Origin of the sequence: Staphylococcus sp. IVB6240 (assembly GCF_025558425.1) — a bacterium.
Classification (GTDB): Bacteria; Bacillota; Bacilli; order Staphylococcales; family Staphylococcaceae; genus Staphylococcus.
On the sequence record NZ_CP094718.1, the window covers coordinates 1,380,064 to 1,400,327 of the forward strand.

Genomic DNA, 20,264 nt, shown 5'->3' on the forward strand with positions numbered 1-20,264 from the left:
CTTAATATCATAAATATAATATTGATTTATTGATACTTAAAATTTAATGCTAATAAAAGAAACACTTTATCGATATTTCTGTGTTAATATGAGGACAAAGACATTTTAACTTAAGGAGATAATTATGAATACTATTTTTCTTACTAGCAGGTTAGATAGAGACCATGGAGGGCTAACTGCCTCATTACTCAACAAAGCAAGAATATTATATGACTATAAAGGTCTTAAATCTAAAATTCTAACATTTCATGCTGATCATAATTTTAATGATGTCAAAAATGAAATTGTGAAACGATATGATCTTGAAAATAAAACAGATATTTTAAATATTAATGATTATTATCGCGAACGTGGACTACAAAATTCACCAGTTCGATACACATTAGATACGAGCGAATTATCATCTGTTAATTTAAAAGGTAATGTAAAAGAGTTTTATAATAATGTTGTCAAAGTTTTAGAAATAACATATGACAACAATTCTATAAAAGAAGCGAAGTATTTTACTGAAAACAATTTATGCATTAAAAAAGATGTTATTGATAAAGACGGTTATTTATATTGGACAACACACTATCTCAATAAAAACTTATCCCGACAAGTATTTTATAGAAAAGATGGTACAGCATTCCAAGCCAGAGAATATGATGCTACTAATAATAAGAAAAATATTAAAAATGTTGTGTTATTCGATGAAACTATAACTAGATTTAATTCTTTTGATGCTTTTAAAAGACACTTCGTTGAGGAATTCATCACTGATAGTTGTAATTATTTAGTTGGAGAAGCAAGAGCACAAGATTCAGTTATCTTGAGTATTAAAGATAGCAGAGTTAGAAAAATATTTATGACACATAGTATTCACATACGTCCTGGTACTGATATTGTCCGAGCTGGGAATAGAAAAGTTTTATATAACCTAAATGAAGTGGATGCTTTAGTTTTACTTACAGAAAAACAAAAAGCAGATGTTATCAATCGATTCGGTGAAAGAACCAATTACTTTGTACTCCCTCATTCAATAGAAATACCTGAAAATACACAAACAAGAGATCACAATAAAATAGTTATGATAGCAAGATTGCATGAAGAAAAACGATTAGAACATGCAATTCAAGCTTTCAAAAAAGTATCTAAAGAAAAGCCTAAAGCACAGTTATTGATTTATGGCGATGGGGACCAAAAAGAAAATCTGCAAAAATTAATAGATAAACTTCAGTTGAAAGAAAATGTAAAATTAATGGGATATGCAAACAATATCGATGAAATTTTACAAAGTGCGACATGTTCACTTATAACATCTAAGTATGAAGGATTCCCACTAGCTATACAAGAAAGTATTGCAAACGGTACACCGGTCATTGCATATGATATTAGATATGGCCCTTCAGCAATGATTGATCATGGAAAGAATGGCTACTTAGTTGAGGAAGGAAATATAAATAAATTAGCATCTACTATTATTAAATATTTAAGTGGCTCAAAAAATGAACGAAAAAAATTCTCTGAAAATTCCATAGCGAAAGCAAAAACTTTTTCTGACGAACGTTTTGCAATTTCTTGGATTAATTTGTTCGAAAAGTTAAAATCACCTAAAGTTGAAGTAACACCTAACGTAAAATTAATTAAACTCGAGAAGAAATTAATGCCAAAAAATACTTTTAAAATTCAAGTTGAAGTTAAAGTGAATGATCACAGAAAGCATATAAAACCACAATTCTGGGGTACTTTCTATAATAGATCTACTATAAAAAGTGATGGAACTAGAAAACATAAAAAAGTAAATGCAGTTGTAAAAGAAAGAAAAGATGATTTATATAAACTTGAATTTCTTTTTAAATCTAACGAATTTGAAATCAATGAAGTTTATGATGTATTTTTAACTATGCAATATGACACATATTATTTTGAATTGCGTGTTGGAAATGACAGAAATCCTGTGAAAGTTGAAACTCTTAAAACTAAAAAAGCAAAACCATACTTCACAAAACCTCATGATAATTTAAGCTTTAAACTATAAAGACAGGATATTAACCCTGCTTTTAAGCGTACAGTTAATCATTAATTGTACGCTTTCTTAAGTACCATCATTTCTTTAATATTTATTTACCAAGGCGATTCACTTCACATAATTTGGCTTTGTTAAACAATGGGAGCCAAAATGGATTTTCAGTTCGACCTGTTGCCTGGGCGTCTCACATTAGAAATGATGGTTACACCATATAGTTATATGAGTGTTGAGTCATGAATAGTTTATAGATTTAAAAAAACGGGACAGCATATCATGCCATCCCACCATAAAACGAAAACTTATAATAAATGTTGTCGAATTTCAAGAACATGATTAACGAGCTTATCTGCCCCTTTAGCATCTAATTCATCTGCCGCATCTGTTCCTTTTAACCCTGTTAATGTCCCAATGAATGTTGCATTCACTTTTTGTGCGCTTAATAAATCAGCTAGTGAATCACCAACAATAGTCACCTCATTACGATTCATACAATTTGTCTGTTTTGTCGCATACTCATGGTATTTATCTTTTTGATTTCCATTATACGTTGCGACATAGCTGAATGGATTAGGTTTGCCCAGTGGTTTTAACTCAGGATATTGCTTTTCAGCCTCGATAACTTCACTAGCAGTCACAATATGTGCATCATCAAAATAAGATAACAATCCAAGTGCTTCAAATGGAATTAATGTTTCTACACGTGTACGTCCTGTTGCAATCGCAAGTAAATAGCCCGCATATTTTAAATCTTGAAGCAGATGACGAATTCCTTCAATTGGCGCAAGGACAACTTCATCATAGATATAACCATTTTTATAGTTGGTTTTTGCTGTCTTCTTCTCTACTTCTTCATAAAGTTTTGTACCTAAATACCATTCTTGATATAATTCTTGCGCTAGTTGCCACATCACACTATTGATATCAAATAAGGCTGTTTGCTCAGTTTGAAGCACCTCTCCAGCATATTTTTTTAGTGCTTCATAAATTTGTTCTTTCCCATCTGTTAAACCATTTAAAAAGTCTAATGGTAATGCATAGTCAATACCTTTATATTCAATATGTGACTGCAATTCCTTTAAAGATGTCACTGAAAAAGTAGATTCATCTAAAAATGCTTCTCTTACATTTTTAGGTAATGTCTTCAAGACATCAATCAAATGTACTGAAAATACAATGAACAACATATCCCAGTTAGAATTGATTCCTAATGACTTTAGACGATGTAATATTTGATCATTTTCAAATAATTCACTTCGAATCGCCATAATTTGAGACTCAGTTAAAGTCTCTAATGCGATACCGTTTTTTAGATTCAAATAGGCTTCATCATACAATAGTTCATAAACGGTTAATGCTGATACATCAAAACATCTTGCTTCATCTAAAAATACACCATCTACATCAAATAATACTGCCTTTGTCATAATCAATCCCTCTTCCCGAATATTCAGATAATATCATTATATCACGCTATGCAGTGAACACCAACCTGTTCTACAAAACAAAAAATAGTGTAAACCACTATGATACATAGCAATTACACTATTTTTTAAGGACTATTTTGTTTTAACGTATTCATTCAGTTCTTTTTGTAATTGTTTCGTACGTTCGCCAATTAAGTTTGTAAGATATTCTACTTTTTCTTGGCGTTTCATACCTTCTGGAAAAGTTGTTGTATCAATCGGTTCTCCAAACTTAATATATGCTTTACCTGTTAACATACCAATGATTTTAGTCGGTCCAACGTATGCTGCAGGTAAAATTGGTTTCTTCGCTAACATAGCAATGGTAGCCGCACCGCGTTTTAACGGTACTTCTTCTTTTGTTCTATGTCCTGATGGAAAAATCCCTACTGTTTTATTAGAATTCAATAATTTAACAGGAATTTTCAACGTACTTGGCCCTGGATTTTCACGATTTACTGGAAAGGCATTCAATGCAGATAAAAACTTCCCAAAAAGTTTATTTTCAAACAGTTCTTGCTTTGCCATAAAATGAATTTGATTTGGGAGCAAGGCAACTCCTAATAAGACAATTTCATTATAACTTTCATGATTACATGTTACGAGATACTCATGGTTATCTGGTTCATGTTCTTTTCCAATGACTTCTAAATTTTTCAATCTTTTAACTATCAAAAAGTTTAAGACTGACCCGATAAAATTGTAGAGCATGTTGGCACCTCTTTTATTTATTAAAATTAGCTCTTTAGATTTTATCACTTCCTTTTCATTTCAACAAGTTTTCATCGGCTACAACTATAGTCTGATACCATGTGACTAGAAATATCATTGGAAAAACCGCATAATATAAGGGAAGGAGGCATACTATGAATTCAAACGACAATCATCAAAATTCACAAACACAACCTTATCAAACACCACCACCTCGACAACAAAAACCTAGCTGGTTACGTCTAATTATTTCGGCACTTATTGCTGGCCTTGTTGGAGGTATGATTGCATTTGGCGCAATGAACGGTGTGTCAAAATGGTTGCCCTCTGATAATCGATCAGGCGCAAACGTAAATGTGGCAGAAAATGAAAAAGGTGGCAATCTACAAGATAATAAATCTAAATCTTACGCATCAGTTAATGAAATGATTCAAGATAAATCACCTTCTATCGTTGGTGTTATCAATGAACAAAAAGCGGAGAGTTTAGAGGATTTACTTCGAGGCAAATCAACAGATGCCCAACCGTCTGGAATTGGTTCAGGTGTGATTTATCAACTCAATCAAAAAGATGCTTATATCGTTACAAATAATCATGTGATTGACGGTGCAACGTCAATTAAAGTTCAACTACATAACTCAAAACAAGTGAGTGCTGAGCTTGTAGGCACAGATCCACTGACAGATATCGCTGTTCTTAAAATCAAAAATCGCAATGATATTAAAGCCATTGACTTTGCCGATTCTTCAAAAGTAAAAACAGGTGATAGCGTCTTCGCAATGGGGAACCCACTTGGTTTAGAATTTGCGAACACGGTCACTTCAGGTATTATCTCAGCAAGTGAACGTACAATTGACGCAGAAACATCAGCTGGTACAAATAAAGTAACTGTACTTCAAACAGATGCTGCCATCAACCCTGGTAACTCTGGTGGTGCACTTGTAGATCTTAACGGAAACTTAGTCGGTATTAACTCTATGAAAATCTCTGCCCCACAAGTTGAAGGGATTGGTTTTGCTATTCCAAGTAATGAAGTAAAATTAGTGATTGAACAATTGGTTAAACATGGAGAAGTAAAACGTCCTTCAGTCGGTATCGGCATGTTAAATGTGGCAGATATTCCCGCTTCATATAAAAAGAAATTGGATGCAGATAGCGGTGTGTATGTCGCTGAAGTTCAACGTAGCAATAGTAGCCTAAAAAGTGGTGACATCATCACTGAAATTGATGGCAAAAAAGTTGAAAATGATTCAGATCTACGCGCTTATCTGTATAAAAATAAACAGCCTGGTGATACTGTAACATTTACAATTAAACGTAATGGACAGACTCAAAAAGTAGATGTCGCATTAGCTGAATCTCGATAATTAGATAAAACCATTGAAATGTCAGACTCGACACTTCAATGGTTTTTTATGATTTCATGATTAATACATACCAAATTCTGTATATGATGAAATATTTCATTTACTAGTATCTATACTACGATCATTTCCACATGTTAATTCTCTCAACCGATCACTGCTCAACCTCAGCATCTCATTCTCAACTTCGCTCCATTGTCCAAAAAGGCACTCCTTAAGGATTTCTACCGCTGAAGCATCATCTATTGCAGAATCATACACACAATGTTTGTCTCTTTGGTAAATTTGTATTCGCTTAAAAATTTGATCATTTTCTAGTTCTTTTAATCGCATAGGCAAGTTTTTAACTATCTCATCATGATGTTCCATAGGAGTTGCTCTAGCATTAGTTGGATCAATTCTATAAAGTTCTTCGTATCGAATCAAAGTGCTGAGATATGACAATTCTGGTTTCGTCGCAATTAATGCTAAAGATACTTCATACCCGAGAGACTTCAGAAGTTGAGCAGTTTCTCTAGGAACAGCCGTTGTTCTTAATGTCCCTTCGATTAATAGATGATAACTTTGTTTACTTAATTCCTCAATTAATAACTCAACCATCTTACCTGCAAACTTCTTGGTATAATGAACACTTTCTTTTCCAAATTCCTTTTGTAAATTTAGATAATTAGGATGTAATGATTGGTAACTATTCACATCAATGATAATAATATTTCCTTGAAATTCTTTTTGTTTCATTCTATGCAACGTTGTCTTCCCTGCACCACTCTGTCCGCCCAGTAAGATCGCTTTAGGCTGAGTGGAGATCGTTTTTCCGCGTGTTAAAGAGCGAGTAAGTCGTTTAAATGCAAGGTTAATTTCACTTTGACTAAATTTTTTCAATGTCATTAAGCTACCACCTGATGACGAGCAATCTCTAACATACGTTCAATACCATCTAAGTAACCATTGAAACGCTCTATCTCGTCAAATGTTTCAACAAGATAAATTTTGGTATTGATAATATCCGACAAATCATCACTCATTAGAACCCATGGATTTGACTCATCATCATATGATATGTCTTGATGATCTTGATAACGATATAATTGAGATAAAATACCAGCACCACGTTCTTTAATCATCTCAATTTTAAGTGTTATTTCATCATCTTCAACAGGTATTAACAATTTTTCTTTCCCTACGATATCAATATATGTCACATTAAATTTATGACATATACTATCTACGAGCTCTATCGATACGTTACTTGTCCCATTTTCATAACGGCTCAGGCTATTTATTGAAATACCCAAAATTTACGCGAATTCTGGTTGTGTCAGATTATATGTGTTACGTAAAGTTTTAATGTTTTTTCCAATCATATAAATCCCCCTCTATTCATATGATTATACCCTCATGTAAGATAAACGGACCAAAAATGGTACGCGTCAGCTTAATTATAATCGCAAATAATAAAAATCATTGAGAAAATCGTAACCATAGCATGATTTTCATACAACCTAAAAAAGCCAGCGACGGCTCAAAGAGAACACATCACTGACTTATTCATCTTATTGGTAATTCACCATGAAATATTTTTTCTTACCACGACGAATAATTGTAAAAGCATTATCGTATTTATCTTCTTCAGACAATTCGTATGCTAAATCTGTTTGACGTTCACCATTAATATAAATGGCACCATTTTGTACATCTTCACGTGCTTGGCGTTTAGATGATGAGATTTTTGCTTCAACAAGTGCATCCACAATATTTGTTGTGTCATTTGATACTGTTACTTGAGGTACATCTTTGAAACCTGCTTTAATTTCTTTTGTTGACAATGCTTTTAAGTCACCTTTGAAGAGTGCTACTGAAATACGTTGTGCTTCTTCTAATGCTTCTTGACCATGAATTAAAGCTGTTACATTTTCAGCAAGTGCTTGTTGTGCCTTACGTAAATGTGGTTCTGTTTCAACTGATTGTTCAAGTTCAGCAATCTCTTCTTTAGATAAGAACGTAAAGTATTTTAAGAATTTCACAACATCATCATCACTTGTATTGATCCAGAATTGGTAGAATTCATATGGACTTGTTTTCTCACTATCTAACCAAACAGCACCTGATTCAGATTTACCAAACTTTTTGCCGTCTGCTTTAGTTACAAGTGGAATTGTAAAGCCGTACGCATCAGTCGTACCATACATACGTCTCATTAATTCAATACCTGTTGTGATATTACCCCATTGGTCTGATCCACCAATTTGCATTTTACAATCATACTCACGATTTAAGTAACCAAAGTCAATCGCTTGTAAAATTGTGTATGTGAACTCTGTATATGAAATACCATGTTCTAATCGTGATTGAATCGAATCTTTCCCTAACATGTAGTTCACACCAACATGTTTCCCATAGTCACGTAAAAATTCAATCAAGCTGATTTGACTTAACCAATCTTTATTATTTACTAAAATGGGACCATTTTCTTTATCGAAGTCAAAAAGCATTTCCATTTGTTTTTGAATGCCTCGTACATTTTGTTCTACTTGTTCTTCAGTTTGTAAAACACGTTCTTCTGATTTACCTGAAGGGTCACCAATCATGCCTGTTCCCCCACCAACAAGTACAACTGGGCGATGTCCTGCGTTTTGGAAACGGCGTAACGTTAAAAATGGTAATAAATGTCCGATGTGTAAACTATCTGCCGTTGGGTCCGCACCACAGTAAATTTTCACTTCTTCTTTATTTAATAATTCTTCAATCGCTGTTTCATCTGTTTGTTGGTAAATAAGACCTCTCCATTTTAAGTCTTCAATTAATGCATTTTTCATATGACTGTCCTCCTTGAGTTTTTAAACATAAAAAAAACACCACTCACATAAACGTAAGGGCGCAATATTGTATGCACGGTACCACCATACTTGGATCTCATACGATGATACGTTCATCGTCAAACGTTGGAATTAACTATGGAGGTGTATTCACATATTATTATACGTTAGTTCTCACCAACCACTAACTCTCTGCACTGTATAGTTAATTGCTACTTGTCCTCTATCCCAATAAATATATTTTTTAAATCATTATATATGAACTTTAACATATGTCAACCGTAATATCCAATAAAAATATTCCGAAAAAGATATGCTATAATATGGACAACTGGAGGTGCGATTGTGATGAGTGAAAAACAGGAATCAACCAAAAACTTAACTTTTTTCATTGCACGATTTGATCAACTTTTTGATCGCATGAAACGTATTATTTTCACATCACTTGCACTCTTCATATTCGTCTGCCTCGTTATGATTGGTATTATGTTTATTTACTTTACAAGTCTTGTATCCGAATCACAATCATTAGATGATGTGACATTGATACAGAATGTGACAAAGTTACCTGAAATGCCCCCTGTCAAAACAGTACATACAGATCTTATCGCACTATACGATGCACCAGAACCCGCATTGATCGCTGGTCCTTCTGAGGTTTCCCCTTATGTGACATCAGCACTTGTAGCTGCTGAAGATGATCAATTTTATTTACATAATGGTGTCTTACCTAAAGCAGTCTTGCGTGCCATATATCAAGATGTATTCCAACATCAATATGCAACGGGAGGCAGTACCATCACCCAACAATTAATTAAAAATCAATTACTATCTAGTGAACGCACATATGATAGAAAGGCAAAAGAAATTGTCTATGCATTACGTGTTGAAAAACTGATGACAAAGGAAGAAATCATATACACATACCTAAACCGTGTACCTTTTGGCTTGGATACGAATGGTCAGCATATTACCGGGATTACGTCTGCATCATACGGTATCTTTGGCAAACCTCCAAGTACTTTGAACTTAGCAGAATCTGCATATCTTACTGGTCTATTGCAAAGCCCTTATTACTACACGCCGTTCGACGCCAATGGTAACATACGTTCCAAAGAAGAATTAGCGCCTTCTATCCATAGACAGCACTATGTTTTAAAACGTATGCTGATTGAAAATATGATTAGTTCAAAAGAATATCAAAGTGCTTTAAACTACGATATTCCAAAACATTTCCAACCTTAATAATAAAGAAGCGATACCATCTTGGTATCGCTTCTTTATTATTATATTTTATTTTAATTAATTAGAATAAACCAATCGCATGTCCATCTTCTGTTACGCCCATCTTAAGTGCTGCTGGTTGTTTTGGTAAACCAGGCATTGTCATAATCGCACCTGTTAATGCAACGATAAATCCTGCACCTGTTTTCGCTTCGAGTTCACGAATTGTAATTTCGAAATCTGAAGGTGCACCCAATCTTGTTTGATCATCTGAGAATGAATATTGCGTTTTAGCCATACAGATTGGATAATGGTCCCAACCATTTTCTTTAAATTGTTTTAATTGTTTTTGTGCTTTTGATGTGAATGTAACTTTTGAACCACCATAGATTTCTTTTACGATTGTTTCAATTTTGTCTTCTAACGGTTGTTCTAATTCATATAAGTGTTTGAATGTTTGTGGCTGTTCTACAACTTCAAGTACTTTTTTCGCTAAGTCAACGCCACCTGCACCACCTTTTTCCCATACTTCTGTTAATGATAAGCGCACGTCATTGTCTTTTGCCCATTGTTGTACAGCTTCAAATTCAGCATCTGTGTCATGAATAAATGCATTTAAAGCAATGACTGGTTCAACACCAAATTTACGGATATTGTTAACGTGACGGTCTAAGTTGGCAATACCTGCTTTTACCGCTTCAACGTTTTCTTCTTTTAAGTTATCTTTAGCTACGCCACCATGCATTTTAAGCGCACGAATTGTTGCCACAAGTACAACTGCATCTGGTTCAAATTCAGCTTTACGTGCTTTAATATCAATGAATTTCTCAGCACCTAAATCTGAACCAAAACCTGCTTCTGTTACAACGATATCTGCCAAGTCACGTGCAGTTTCTGTCGCGATAATTGAGTTACAACCGTGTGCAATGTTCGCGAATGGTCCACCATGGATTAAAGCTGGTGTCCCTTCCATAGTTTGTACTAAGTTAGGCTTAATCGCATCTTTTAAAATCATGGCTAATGCGCCTTCAACACCTAAATCTTCAACAGTAACTGGTTGGCGATCGCGTGTATAACCGATAGTAATTTTAGCAATACTTGCTTTTAAGTCCATAATGTCAGTACTTAAGCATAAAATCGCCATAATTTCAGATGCAACCGTAATATTAAATCCATCCTCACGTGGCACACCTTGAGTTGGACCACCAAGGCCAACTACAACATTACGTAATGCACGATCATTCATATCTAATACACGTTTCCATTCAATACGTCTTTGATCAATACCTAAAGCATTTCCTTGATGAATATGGTTGTCTATAAATGCAGATAATGCATTGTTCGCTGTTGTGATCGCATGAAAGTCACCATTGAAATGTAAATTGATATCTTCCATAGGTAATACTTGTGCATAACCGCCACCTGTTGCGCCACCTTTAATACCAAAAGTAGGTCCAAGTGCAGGTTCACGTAGTGCTACCATAACATTTTGATCAATGTGTTGGAATGCGTCAGCTAAACCTACAGTTACTGTTGATTTCCCTTCTCCAGCAGGTGTTGGGCTCATCGCTGTGACAAGAACAACTTTCCCCTTTTTACCTTTTGTTTGGATTTTAGAAATATCAATTTTAGCTTTGTAATGCCCGTACTGTTCTAAAGCTTCTTCAGCAATTCCAGCTTTATCAGCAATCTCCTTAATTGGTTTAAGTGTTGCTTGATTTGCAATTTCTAAATCTGATAAATGACTCACAATATTCAGCCCCTTAATTCATCTTTTAGATATGTAAACGTTTTACATATCTATCTAATCATATAATAACGGACTCACTGCCAATTGTCGAACAATATCAGCATATTCTGATCAAGAAAGATTTGAACGAACAAATAAACCGTAAATATCATATGTGTTGTTCGTTTTCGGACATAAAAAAACAATGCTGCTTTTCAGCAAACATTGCTTCTCTATGAATTATTTTGTTGTTCCTCTATAGCGGATTGTATGAGGTAATGTCACATTTTTATCTGTAACATCTTCTTTATTCATGTATTTAGTAAGTAATCTCATACCAACTGCACCGATATCATAAAGTGGTTGAATGACACTGGATAATTGCGGACGTACCATTTCTACAAGTCGTGTATTATTGAAACTTACCACTTGAATATCTTCTGGAACGCTTAATCCGTTATCTAATGCACCGTGAACAACACCAATGGCCTGTTCATCACTTATAGATAAGACGGCATCTGGTTTAGAATCTTTAATGACTTCAAAAGCACGTAAGCCATCTTTATATGTTTCATCACCAACATATACAAGATGATCGTCTACTGAAAGACCATGTTTTTCTAAAGTATTTCTTAAGCCTTTACCGACTTCTTCTTGAGCAACTTTTGAATAGCCTCCGCCAATAAAAGCAAACTTTTCCGCACCTGAATCAAGCAACTTTTCAGTCACTTCTTCACTTGCTTTTACAAAATCGATGTTAACCGAAGAAATATCTGCTTCTTTACCATTTGTCCCTGAAACGACAACTGGAATAGACGCTTGCTTAATTTGCTCTTGTATAGCATCTGTAATTGTTCCACCAAGGAAAATGATGCCATCTACTTGTTTGCTTAATAGATTATTGAATATTTCTTCCTCTTTTTTCGGATCATCATCTGAATTAGAGATGATTGTATGATATTTATACATCATCGCTATATCTTCAATACCGCGAGCCAATTCTGAATAATAAATATTAGAAATATCAGGAATAATGACACCTACAGTAGTTGTTTTTTTGCTTGCAAGACCTCTTGCAACAGCATTAGGATGATAATTTAATCGTTTAATTACTTCATTAACTTTATCACGTGTTGCTGGTTTTACATTTTGGTTACCATTGACAACTCGTGAAACCGTTGCCATAGAAACATTTGCTTCACGTGCAACATCATATATAGTGACAGTCATATTTTTAAACCCTCCTTGTAAGCGTTATCTATGTTATTATAACTTGTTTTCATATCATTTTCATAGTTTAGCACAACTTTGTATAGGATAAAATATAAAACGCTTTCTTGTCAAATTTTTGTCACTATTAATTTAAAAAACACAACGAAATCTTTACATCGACTTCATTGCGTTTTTAAAACAAATTATTTAATTTATTATTTTAGTTTCTTTTGGTTGTACATATCAGATAATGGCTTAATCTCATTGTAAAAAGCATTGAATTCATTTAAGTCCATTTGCTGACCACTATCACTTAATGCCACTGATGGATCTGGATGTACTTCTGCCATCACACCGTCTGCACCAATCGCTAAAGCTGCTTTTGCTGCAGGAAGCATAATATCTTTACGTCCTGTACTATGTGTAACGTCTACAAGGACTGGAAGATGTGTCCCTTGTTTTAAAATTGGAACAGCTGAAATATCTAATGTATTACGTGTTGCTTTTTCATATGTTCGAATACCACGTTCACAAAGAATAATGTTTTGATTGCCTTGAGAAGCAATATATTCAGCTGCATAGATAAACTCTTCAATCGTTGCACTCAAGCCCCTTTTTAATAAAATAGGCTTATTCGTGCGTCCTGCCTCTTTTAAAAGTTCAAAGTTCTGCATATTACGTGCACCAATTTGGAATACATCTAAATATTGATCTGCAATTTCAAAGTGATTTGGGTGTACAATTTCACTGACAACGTTTAAGTCGTATTTATCTTTCACTTGTTTTAAAATCTTCAGACCTTCTTCTCCTAGCCCTTGGAAATCATATGGAGATGTTCTTGGTTTAAATGCACCACCGCGAATGAACTTCTCACCTTTTGCATGTAAATCTTTTGCGACAGCTTCTACTTGATCATATGATTCAACTGAACATGGTCCAAATACGAATGATTTATGTCCTTCACCAATCAAACCACCATTTTCAAAGTGAACGATTGTATCTTCAGGTTTTAACTTACGCGATACATATAAGTGTTTTTCATTATCTGATTTTTGTAAATCAGTTGATGCTTTAAAAATTTCTTTAAATAATTGTTTGATTACATTATCATTAAACGGCCCTTGGTTTTTATCAATCAAAGTATTTAGCATTTCTTTTTCACGTTGTGGGTCATAGATTACTGTACTTTGCTTGCGTTTTTCTTCACCTATTTTTTGTGCCAAATGACCTCTTTTTGAGAGTAATTCAAGTATTTGGTCATTAATTTCTTCTATTTCTGCTCTGTATTGTTCTAACTTATTTACCATATGTGTCACCTCAACGGATTTCTTATATACTTTAAAGCGATAAAATGTTCTATCGGATATTTAGTATCTTAACAGGTATAAACGCCTTTTGCAACCTTTGGAAACAATATTTATTAAATTTTTAGAAAATTCACATTAAAAGTCACTGCTATATCCCGTATTAGAATACAACAATGACTTTTACAGTACTTCATTATTTTTTAAATGTATGTTTTTCTACTTTACTATTACGTTTTTTAGCCGTAGCTTTATTATTTGTTGTTTTTTTCGTATTTGAAGATGCTTTTTTCGTTTGTTTCTTCACTGGTTTCTTCGGTGATTTCGCTGCTTCATGCGTAATCACACCATTTTCAAATCTAGCTTCACGATGTGTCTGTGGATTTCTTTGTTCAACAGATTGTGTTTTAGGTTGTTCTGTTTTAGCTTTTTCTTCTACTTTTGGTGTTTTATCTGCAGCCATTGCTTGGCGCATTGCTGCTAATGACGACACCGATGTTTCTTCTTTCTTCGCTGCTTTTGGTGCTTCTACTACAGTTTTTTCTTCTGCTATTGGCGTCTTGTCTGCGGCCATTGCTTGGCGCATTGCTGCTAATGATGATACTGACGTTTCTTCTTTCTTCGCTGCTTTTGGTGCTTCTACTACAGGTTTATCTTCTGCTTTTGACGTCTTATCTACGGCCATGGCTTGACGCATTGCTGCTAATGATGATACTGACGTTTCTTCTTTCTTCGCTGCTTTTACTTCAGACGTTTCACCTGAGAACGGTCTTGCTTTTAATTCAGATAATGAAACAGGTTTGTCTTTTTCAGCAGTAAAGTGATATGTCGCTGCTTTTGGTGCTTCTAATTTATCTGAATCAATTTCCTGTTTAATTGCGCGTTTTTGTGCTTCACGCTCAGCATTGCTAGGTGAGTCATCTTTGCTATTACCAAGCGCTTGTTCTTTAATCTGTTGTGCTTTCACTTTGATGTCGTCTGCTTTTCGTTGTGCTTCTTGGCGAATTCTTTTTGTTTGCTTATCAAAATTAGTTAATTCATGTTCTTGTGTATAGTCAACTGCACGATTCACAAAAGGTTTAATGGCATAACCAACAGCACTACCAATCAATGTACCTGCAATAAAACTCACAGCAAAGTCCATATTCTTCGCTTGATTTTGATATTTTGAATTTAACTTTTGATCCTTTTTTTTCATCTTAACATCCTCCTCAACTACTCCATCTAAAAACTTAATTCCCCCGCATCTATAGATGTATACTTACTAATAGAATAGCACCTTTTGCGCTTAAAAAAAATAGGACTGCATAGAATTTTATAGCAGCCCTACTTTAAAAAATTATTTTTTAGTAACGTGATCTCTACGTGCTTGTCTATTTTGCCATTTGTCAGCAATTTCCATTGCCACATTTGACCATTGAACAACTTGAGAAATCTTGTCTTCATTTTGTGAAATATTGTGTGTGATCGAATGTGTCACACGATCAACTGAACCATTTAATGTTTGAACTGAATTACCAATACCTTTAACAGCATCAACAACTGAGTTTAAGCTGTCTGCTTTACCTTGGATATCTTCAGTTAAACGATTGGCTTTGTGTAATAAGTCTGTAGATTCACGTGTAATACCTTGGATTTGTCCTTCAACACCATCAAGTGTTTTTGCTACATGATCTAAGTTCTTTTTGACAGATACTAATACCACAACAATACCGATACATAAAATTAAAAATGCGATTGCTGCGATAATCCCTGCGATTGGTAAAATCCATTCCATTCGAAAACGCCTCCTAATGACATTTAATTATGCTATTTATTTTATATAATTACCCGTCCTTGTCAAGGTCAAACATTAAAAAACGGGGTCAATCCCAACTTCTTCCATATATGCTTTTAAAACTTTTTGAATATCTCCTGCACCCATGAACAGTAGTACTGCATCATCATGCTGCTTTAATATTGAAACATCCGATTCAGAAATTAATTGACCATTGTCAACAAGTGCTAATAGGTCATTAATTGTTAGTTCCCCTGAGTCTTCACGAATCGAACCGAAAATATCGCATAAATAAGTTTGATCTGCAAGATTCAATACATCAGCAAATTCTTGTAAAAATGCTTTTGTTCTTGAAAAAGTATGCGGTTGGAAAATCGCAACGACTTCTTTATTCGGATATTTTTTTCTAGCTGTTTCGATTGTTGCACTCACTTCTCTTGGATGATGTGCATAATCATCTACAAGCACTTGTTGGTGTACCACTGTTTCATTAAAGCGACGTTTTACACCACCAAATGTAATAAGCGCATCTTTAATATTTTCAACATTCAGCTTTTCTAAATATACAATTGTAAAAACTGCTAAAGTATTCAATACTGTGTGATCACCATATTGTGGAGAAACAAAATGATCAAAGAATTCTCCTCTCACATAAACATCAAAGGCTGTCCCTTGATCTGTAATTTTAATATTTTTAGCATAGACATCCATAGATTCATCAAATCCATAATAATAGACTGGAACGTCTACATCGATTGATTTGACATAAGGGTCATCTCCCCAAGCAATCAATGCTTTTCTCACATTTTTCGCCATGCCTTGGAACGCATCAACGACATCGTTCACATCTTTAAAATAATCTGGATGATCAAAATCAATGTTTGTAATAATGGCATAGTCTGGTGCATAGCTTAAGAAGTGACGACGATATTCACAAGCTTCAAATGCAAAATATTCACTTTGCGGAAGCCCCATACCTGTCCCATCACCAATTAAAAATGATGTTTTCTTATCTCCATTCATCACGTGTGATAATAAGCCGGTTGTGGATGTCTTACCATGTGCACCTGTTACTGCGACTGAAATATATTGATTTGCTACTTCACTTAAAAAGTCATGATAGCGAATGACTTTAAGTCCGAGTTCATGTGCTCGAGCGATTTCTTCATGTGTATCAGCGAAAGCATTCCCCTGTATTACGGTTAACCCCTCTTTAATATTGTCTGCCGTGAAGGGTAAAATCGTAATCCCTTTGTTTTTTAATGCGATTTCCGTAAATACGTACTGTTGGATATCTGAACCTTGTACTTCATGACCTAAATCAAATAAAATTTGGGCCAATGAACTCATTCCAGATCCTTTGATACCAACAAAATGGTATTTCGTCATGACACAATCGCTCCTTTCCTCTTTTATAGTTCGTTTAACTCAGTTTCTGTTAGATACACATCTCTCGGTTTTGATCCATTTGCACCAGAAATGTAACCTAATTGTTCTAATTGATCGATAATACGTGCCGCTCGATTGTATCCAATTTGGAAATGACGTTGTATTAACGACGTTGAAATACTTTGCTCACGGACCATGAACTCACATACTTCATAAAATAAATCATCTTTTGGTGGTGTTTCTGTTTTCTTGAGTAACTCTTCTTCCTGGAATAAATATTCCGGTCCGCGTTGTGCCTTAATGAAGTCAACAACGCGATCGATTTCCTCATCTGAAACGAACGTTCCTTGAACACGTATAGGTTTGTTCATACCGCCACCTAGATAAAGCATATCACCATATCCAAGTAATCGTTCTGCACCACCACTATCTAAAATTGTTCTTGAATCCACACTTGATGATACCATAAATGCGATTCTAGTAGGAATATTTGCTTTGATAAGACCTGTGATAACGTTTACAGATGGACGTTGTGTTGCCACAAGCATATGAATACCACATGCACGTGCTTTTTGTGCTATACGTGCAATAGATTGTTCCACTTCTTGCGGTGCCATCATCATTAAGTCTGCTAATTCATCGATGACAATGACAATTTTAGGAATACGCTTATCATGGCTTACTTTTTTATTAAATGCTGTGATATTTCGGACATGTGCTTGTGCGAATAGTTTGTAACGTCTTTCCATCTCTTCTACAGCCCACTTCAAGCTTTGTGTCGCTGCTTTAACATCTGTAATAACAGGTGCGACAAGATGTGGCAAGCCATTATACGGCGCTAACTCGACCATCTTTGGATCAATGAGTAGTAGCTTCAGTTCTTCTGGATGATTTCGATATAGTAATGACACCAAAATACTATTAATAGAAACTGATTTACCTGAACCGGTTGCACCTGCAATCAATGCATGCGGGGTTTTAGCAATATCCATGAGTAATGGATCATTATTAATTCGATTCCCCATTGCCACTGTTAGTTTTGAAGAAGCACTTTTGAAACTATCGGATTCAATAATTGCACGCAAATTCACTTTTGTTGGGTTCTGATTAGGCACTTCAATACCAACAAGGCTTGTACCAGGAATTGGCGCCTCAATACGAATATCTTTAGCAGCTAATGCCATTTTAATATCGTCTTGTAAGGCTGTGATACGTGATACTTTTACACCTTTTTCAACAGAAAGTTCAAAACGTGTCACACTAGGTCCTTCGATTACATTCACAACTTCTGCTGGCACATTAAAGTAATAAAAAGCATCGTTTAATTCTTGTTTCTTCTCAGAAATCCATGATTCGTCGCGCTCGTGCACTTCAGGTGCATCTAATAAATCTAAACTTGGCAATTGAATCATTGGGCCTCTACGAATTTTTTTCTCAGGTGTTTGTGATTCTTGTTGCTGATGAGAAGTTTGAGCAGTCGGTTCAACAATTTCTGGACTTGATACGCGCTCAGAACTTTGTTGAGACGTGTTCTGCACTTCCGTTGGTTCAGTTACAGGTACAGTTCTAGTTTGAGCTGCCTGCTTTTGACGTTCCATATGTTTTTTCTTATCAGATGGTGTCATGACAACATTGAACGGTTTTGATTTGCGTCGTACAGGACGTTCTCCTGATGAATGAGATATCTCTGTTTTTGACGTTACATTATTTGAGCTTTCATGCGTTTTTGTTACATCTTGTACTTGTTCATCTTTAGTAGTTTCATTATCAGTGTCATCTTCAGAAACTACTGAATTTTGATTCTCTGTTGTTTCATTATTTATTACAGTTTCTGATTCACCATCGTGACCTGTTTCAACTTTACTTGAAAGCGTTGGTTTCAATACTGGCGCAACCACCGTTTGTTTTTCATCAATAGTATTACGTTGCTGATCTTCTTCCGATTCAGCCGCATTATCAATTTCTTCAGTAATCGTGTCACTAGACTTTCTATCAATGAAATCATCATGTGCTTCCGCTTCATCAACCTGCGATACGTCATTTGTTTCAAAATCATCTGGCTGTATTTCTTCTAGTGATCTTTCAACATTATCTTGATCTACTTCAGAAGTGTTAGTATGTACCTCAATTTCACTTTGAGCCGTTTCAAAATCATCTGATCCCTCTGTTTCAGATGCGACATGACTCCTATTATTGATATCAGACACATCACTTTCTTCCACTGATTCATCTTCATACTGTGACAAATCAACTTCTTCATAGTGATAATCATCATGTACTGCCACATCTGAACGATCATCAACCATTTCAGCTTGTTGATTGCCTATTTCTAATGAATCATCAGTATGTGAATCGATTATTTCATAAGATTCATATTTTGAGCCCAATAACTGTTTTGCTTGTTGGGCATACATGTTATCAATTGCATTTTGAATATCAGAGTCATCTTCCTGTTTTTGTGCAGCTCTCTTTTGCTCTAAAGATGCTTTAAAACGTTTCTTTTGTAATGCTTTTTTCTCTCTCTCACGCCTAATTTCTTCCACGATTTGAGAGGCATAGATATTCTCAATATTAATTGTATTATCACGCTTAGAGTAGTTTGGTGTTTGCTTCTTACTACTTGTCTTATCATTTGAAGATAAATGGGACGAAGCAGAACGCGTAGCTATCATTGAACCATCACTTTGTTTTTGTGATTGTGTATGTAATGGTTTTCTAAGCCCACTATTTTTGATTTCACGTCGTTCCTTTGTTCCAAAAATAGCTGATGGTACTTCTGATGCTCTAAATTCTGGACGATGATATTGCGGCCTTGTCTCATCCTCACGTTGACGCTCACGTTTACCATTTGCACGATAAACATCTGTTTTTCGATAATTATAGCTATCTACAGTCTGATTTCTTGAATTCTGTCGTGGCGTCTCTTGTGGTTCATAAGCATTTTTGATACGCACGCCATGACGATGCCTTCTTTGTGTCCTATCTAATGTATACGACGGGCGCTCCGAGGCACGTTGTTGTGTTTCATGATGATACTTTTGTTGTTGTGACATTGGTTCAGAGCTTTCATCATGATTAAAGTCATCATGCATATCAATCGGAAATCGAAACTTGCCTCTCGGACGTTGATATATATCATTTGTTTGTGGAATGAGTTCACGAGATGTTTCTCGTTTAGACGGGTGTTGTGAACGCTTTTGGGATGAATGTTGCGTTTTTGATGACGTTTCATCTTCGCCAAATAATTTATCAAACCAGCTCATT

15 protein-coding genes and 1 pseudogene are annotated in these 20,264 nt (G+C 34.9%); 3 read left to right on the forward strand and 13 right to left on the reverse strand.

Annotated features, from left to right (window positions below; translation table 11 throughout):
* Positions 1-124: 124 nt before the first annotated feature.
* Positions 125-2,020 carry a glycosyltransferase gene (locus tag MUA88_RS06740; RefSeq protein WP_262605275.1) on the forward strand — a complete coding sequence of 632 codons (1,896 nt, stop codon included), beginning with the start codon at positions 125-127 and terminating at the stop codon, positions 2,018-2,020.
* A 290-nt stretch (positions 2,021-2,310) separates the two neighbouring features.
* On the opposite strand, the gene MUA88_RS06745 is transcribed toward MUA88_RS06740, so the two are convergent.
* Both MUA88_RS06745 and MUA88_RS06750 read right to left on the reverse strand, forming a co-directional pair.
* Positions 2,311-3,435 carry an HAD family hydrolase gene (locus MUA88_RS06745; protein ID WP_262605276.1) on the reverse strand — a complete coding sequence of 375 codons (1,125 nt, stop codon included), beginning with the start codon at positions 3,433-3,435 and terminating at the stop codon, positions 2,311-2,313.
* Between the two features lie 132 nt (positions 3,436-3,567).
* Positions 3,568-4,185: a lysophospholipid acyltransferase family protein gene (locus MUA88_RS06750; RefSeq protein WP_262603424.1), complete on the reverse strand. Its 618-nt coding sequence runs from the start codon at positions 4,183-4,185 to the stop codon at positions 3,568-3,570.
* Between the two features lie 155 nt (positions 4,186-4,340).
* Between MUA88_RS06750 and MUA88_RS06755 the strand changes: the two genes are divergently transcribed.
* On the forward strand, positions 4,341-5,552 hold the full coding sequence (locus MUA88_RS06755; protein ID WP_262605277.1) for a S1C family serine protease: 1,212 nt from the start codon (positions 4,341-4,343) through the stop codon (positions 5,550-5,552).
* 96 nt (positions 5,553-5,648) lie between these two features.
* Here MUA88_RS06755 and MUA88_RS06760 read toward each other — a convergent pair whose 3' ends face one another.
* The 4 genes and pseudogenes from MUA88_RS06760 to tyrS form a co-directional block, all read right to left on the reverse strand.
* Positions 5,649-6,437 (reverse strand): zeta toxin family protein, encoded by a 789-nt coding sequence (locus MUA88_RS06760; protein ID WP_262603426.1) that lies wholly within the window; start codon positions 6,435-6,437, stop codon positions 5,649-5,651.
* Positions 6,437-6,751, reverse strand: a complete 315-nt coding sequence (locus tag MUA88_RS06765; protein WP_481906574.1) for a hypothetical protein — start codon at positions 6,749-6,751, stop codon at positions 6,437-6,439. Before MUA88_RS06765 ends, MUA88_RS06760 begins: the two co-directional genes overlap by 1 nt.
* A gap of 6 nt (positions 6,752-6,757) precedes the next feature.
* A pseudogene (locus MUA88_RS10955) lies at positions 6,758-6,844 on the reverse strand (helix-turn-helix domain-containing protein); the annotation flags it as partial.
* Between the two features lie 258 nt (positions 6,845-7,102).
* Positions 7,103-8,365 carry a tyrosine--tRNA ligase gene (gene tyrS, locus MUA88_RS06770; protein ID WP_262605279.1) on the reverse strand — a complete coding sequence of 421 codons (1,263 nt, stop codon included), beginning with the start codon at positions 8,363-8,365 and terminating at the stop codon, positions 7,103-7,105.
* A 348-nt stretch (positions 8,366-8,713) separates the two neighbouring features.
* Here tyrS and MUA88_RS06775 point away from each other — a divergent pair, with 348 nt between their 5' ends.
* Positions 8,714-9,610 carry a biosynthetic peptidoglycan transglycosylase gene (locus MUA88_RS06775; RefSeq protein ID WP_262603428.1) on the forward strand — a complete coding sequence of 299 codons (897 nt, stop codon included), beginning with the start codon at positions 8,714-8,716 and terminating at the stop codon, positions 9,608-9,610.
* Positions 9,611-9,671: 61 nt separating this feature from the next.
* Here MUA88_RS06775 and MUA88_RS06780 read toward each other — a convergent pair whose 3' ends face one another.
* The 7 genes from MUA88_RS06780 to MUA88_RS06810 all read right to left on the reverse strand — a co-directional run bounded on the left by MUA88_RS06780 (position 9,672) and on the right by MUA88_RS06810 (position 20,263).
* A complete protein-coding gene (locus MUA88_RS06780) occupies positions 9,672-11,339 on the reverse strand; it encodes a formate--tetrahydrofolate ligase (RefSeq protein WP_262605280.1) in 1,668 nt (555 codons plus the stop codon).
* Between the two features lie 219 nt (positions 11,340-11,558).
* On the reverse strand, positions 11,559-12,548 hold the full coding sequence (gene ccpA / locus MUA88_RS06785) for a catabolite control protein A (protein WP_262603430.1): 990 nt from the start codon (positions 12,546-12,548) through the stop codon (positions 11,559-11,561).
* Positions 12,549-12,745: 197 nt separating this feature from the next.
* The gene (locus tag MUA88_RS06790; protein WP_262603431.1) at positions 12,746-13,837 is read right to left on the reverse strand and encodes a bifunctional 3-deoxy-7-phosphoheptulonate synthase/chorismate mutase; all 1,092 of its coding nucleotides are present in this window, start codon (positions 13,835-13,837) and stop codon (positions 12,746-12,748) included.
* Between the two features lie 193 nt (positions 13,838-14,030).
* A complete protein-coding gene (locus tag MUA88_RS06795; protein WP_262605281.1) occupies positions 14,031-15,032 on the reverse strand; it encodes a hypothetical protein in 1,002 nt (333 codons plus the stop codon).
* Between the two features lie 141 nt (positions 15,033-15,173).
* Positions 15,174-15,611: a DUF948 domain-containing protein gene (locus MUA88_RS06800; RefSeq protein ID WP_262603433.1), complete on the reverse strand. Its 438-nt coding sequence runs from the start codon at positions 15,609-15,611 to the stop codon at positions 15,174-15,176.
* A 75-nt stretch (positions 15,612-15,686) separates the two neighbouring features.
* Positions 15,687-17,000: a UDP-N-acetylmuramate--L-alanine ligase gene (gene murC, locus MUA88_RS06805; protein WP_262605282.1), complete on the reverse strand. Its 1,314-nt coding sequence runs from the start codon at positions 16,998-17,000 to the stop codon at positions 15,687-15,689.
* 23 nt (positions 17,001-17,023) lie between these two features.
* Positions 17,024-20,263, reverse strand: coding sequence for a DNA translocase FtsK (locus MUA88_RS06810; RefSeq protein ID WP_262605283.1), 3,240 nt, complete (start codon positions 20,261-20,263; stop codon positions 17,024-17,026).
* Between the last annotated feature and the right edge of the window lies 1 nt (position 20,264).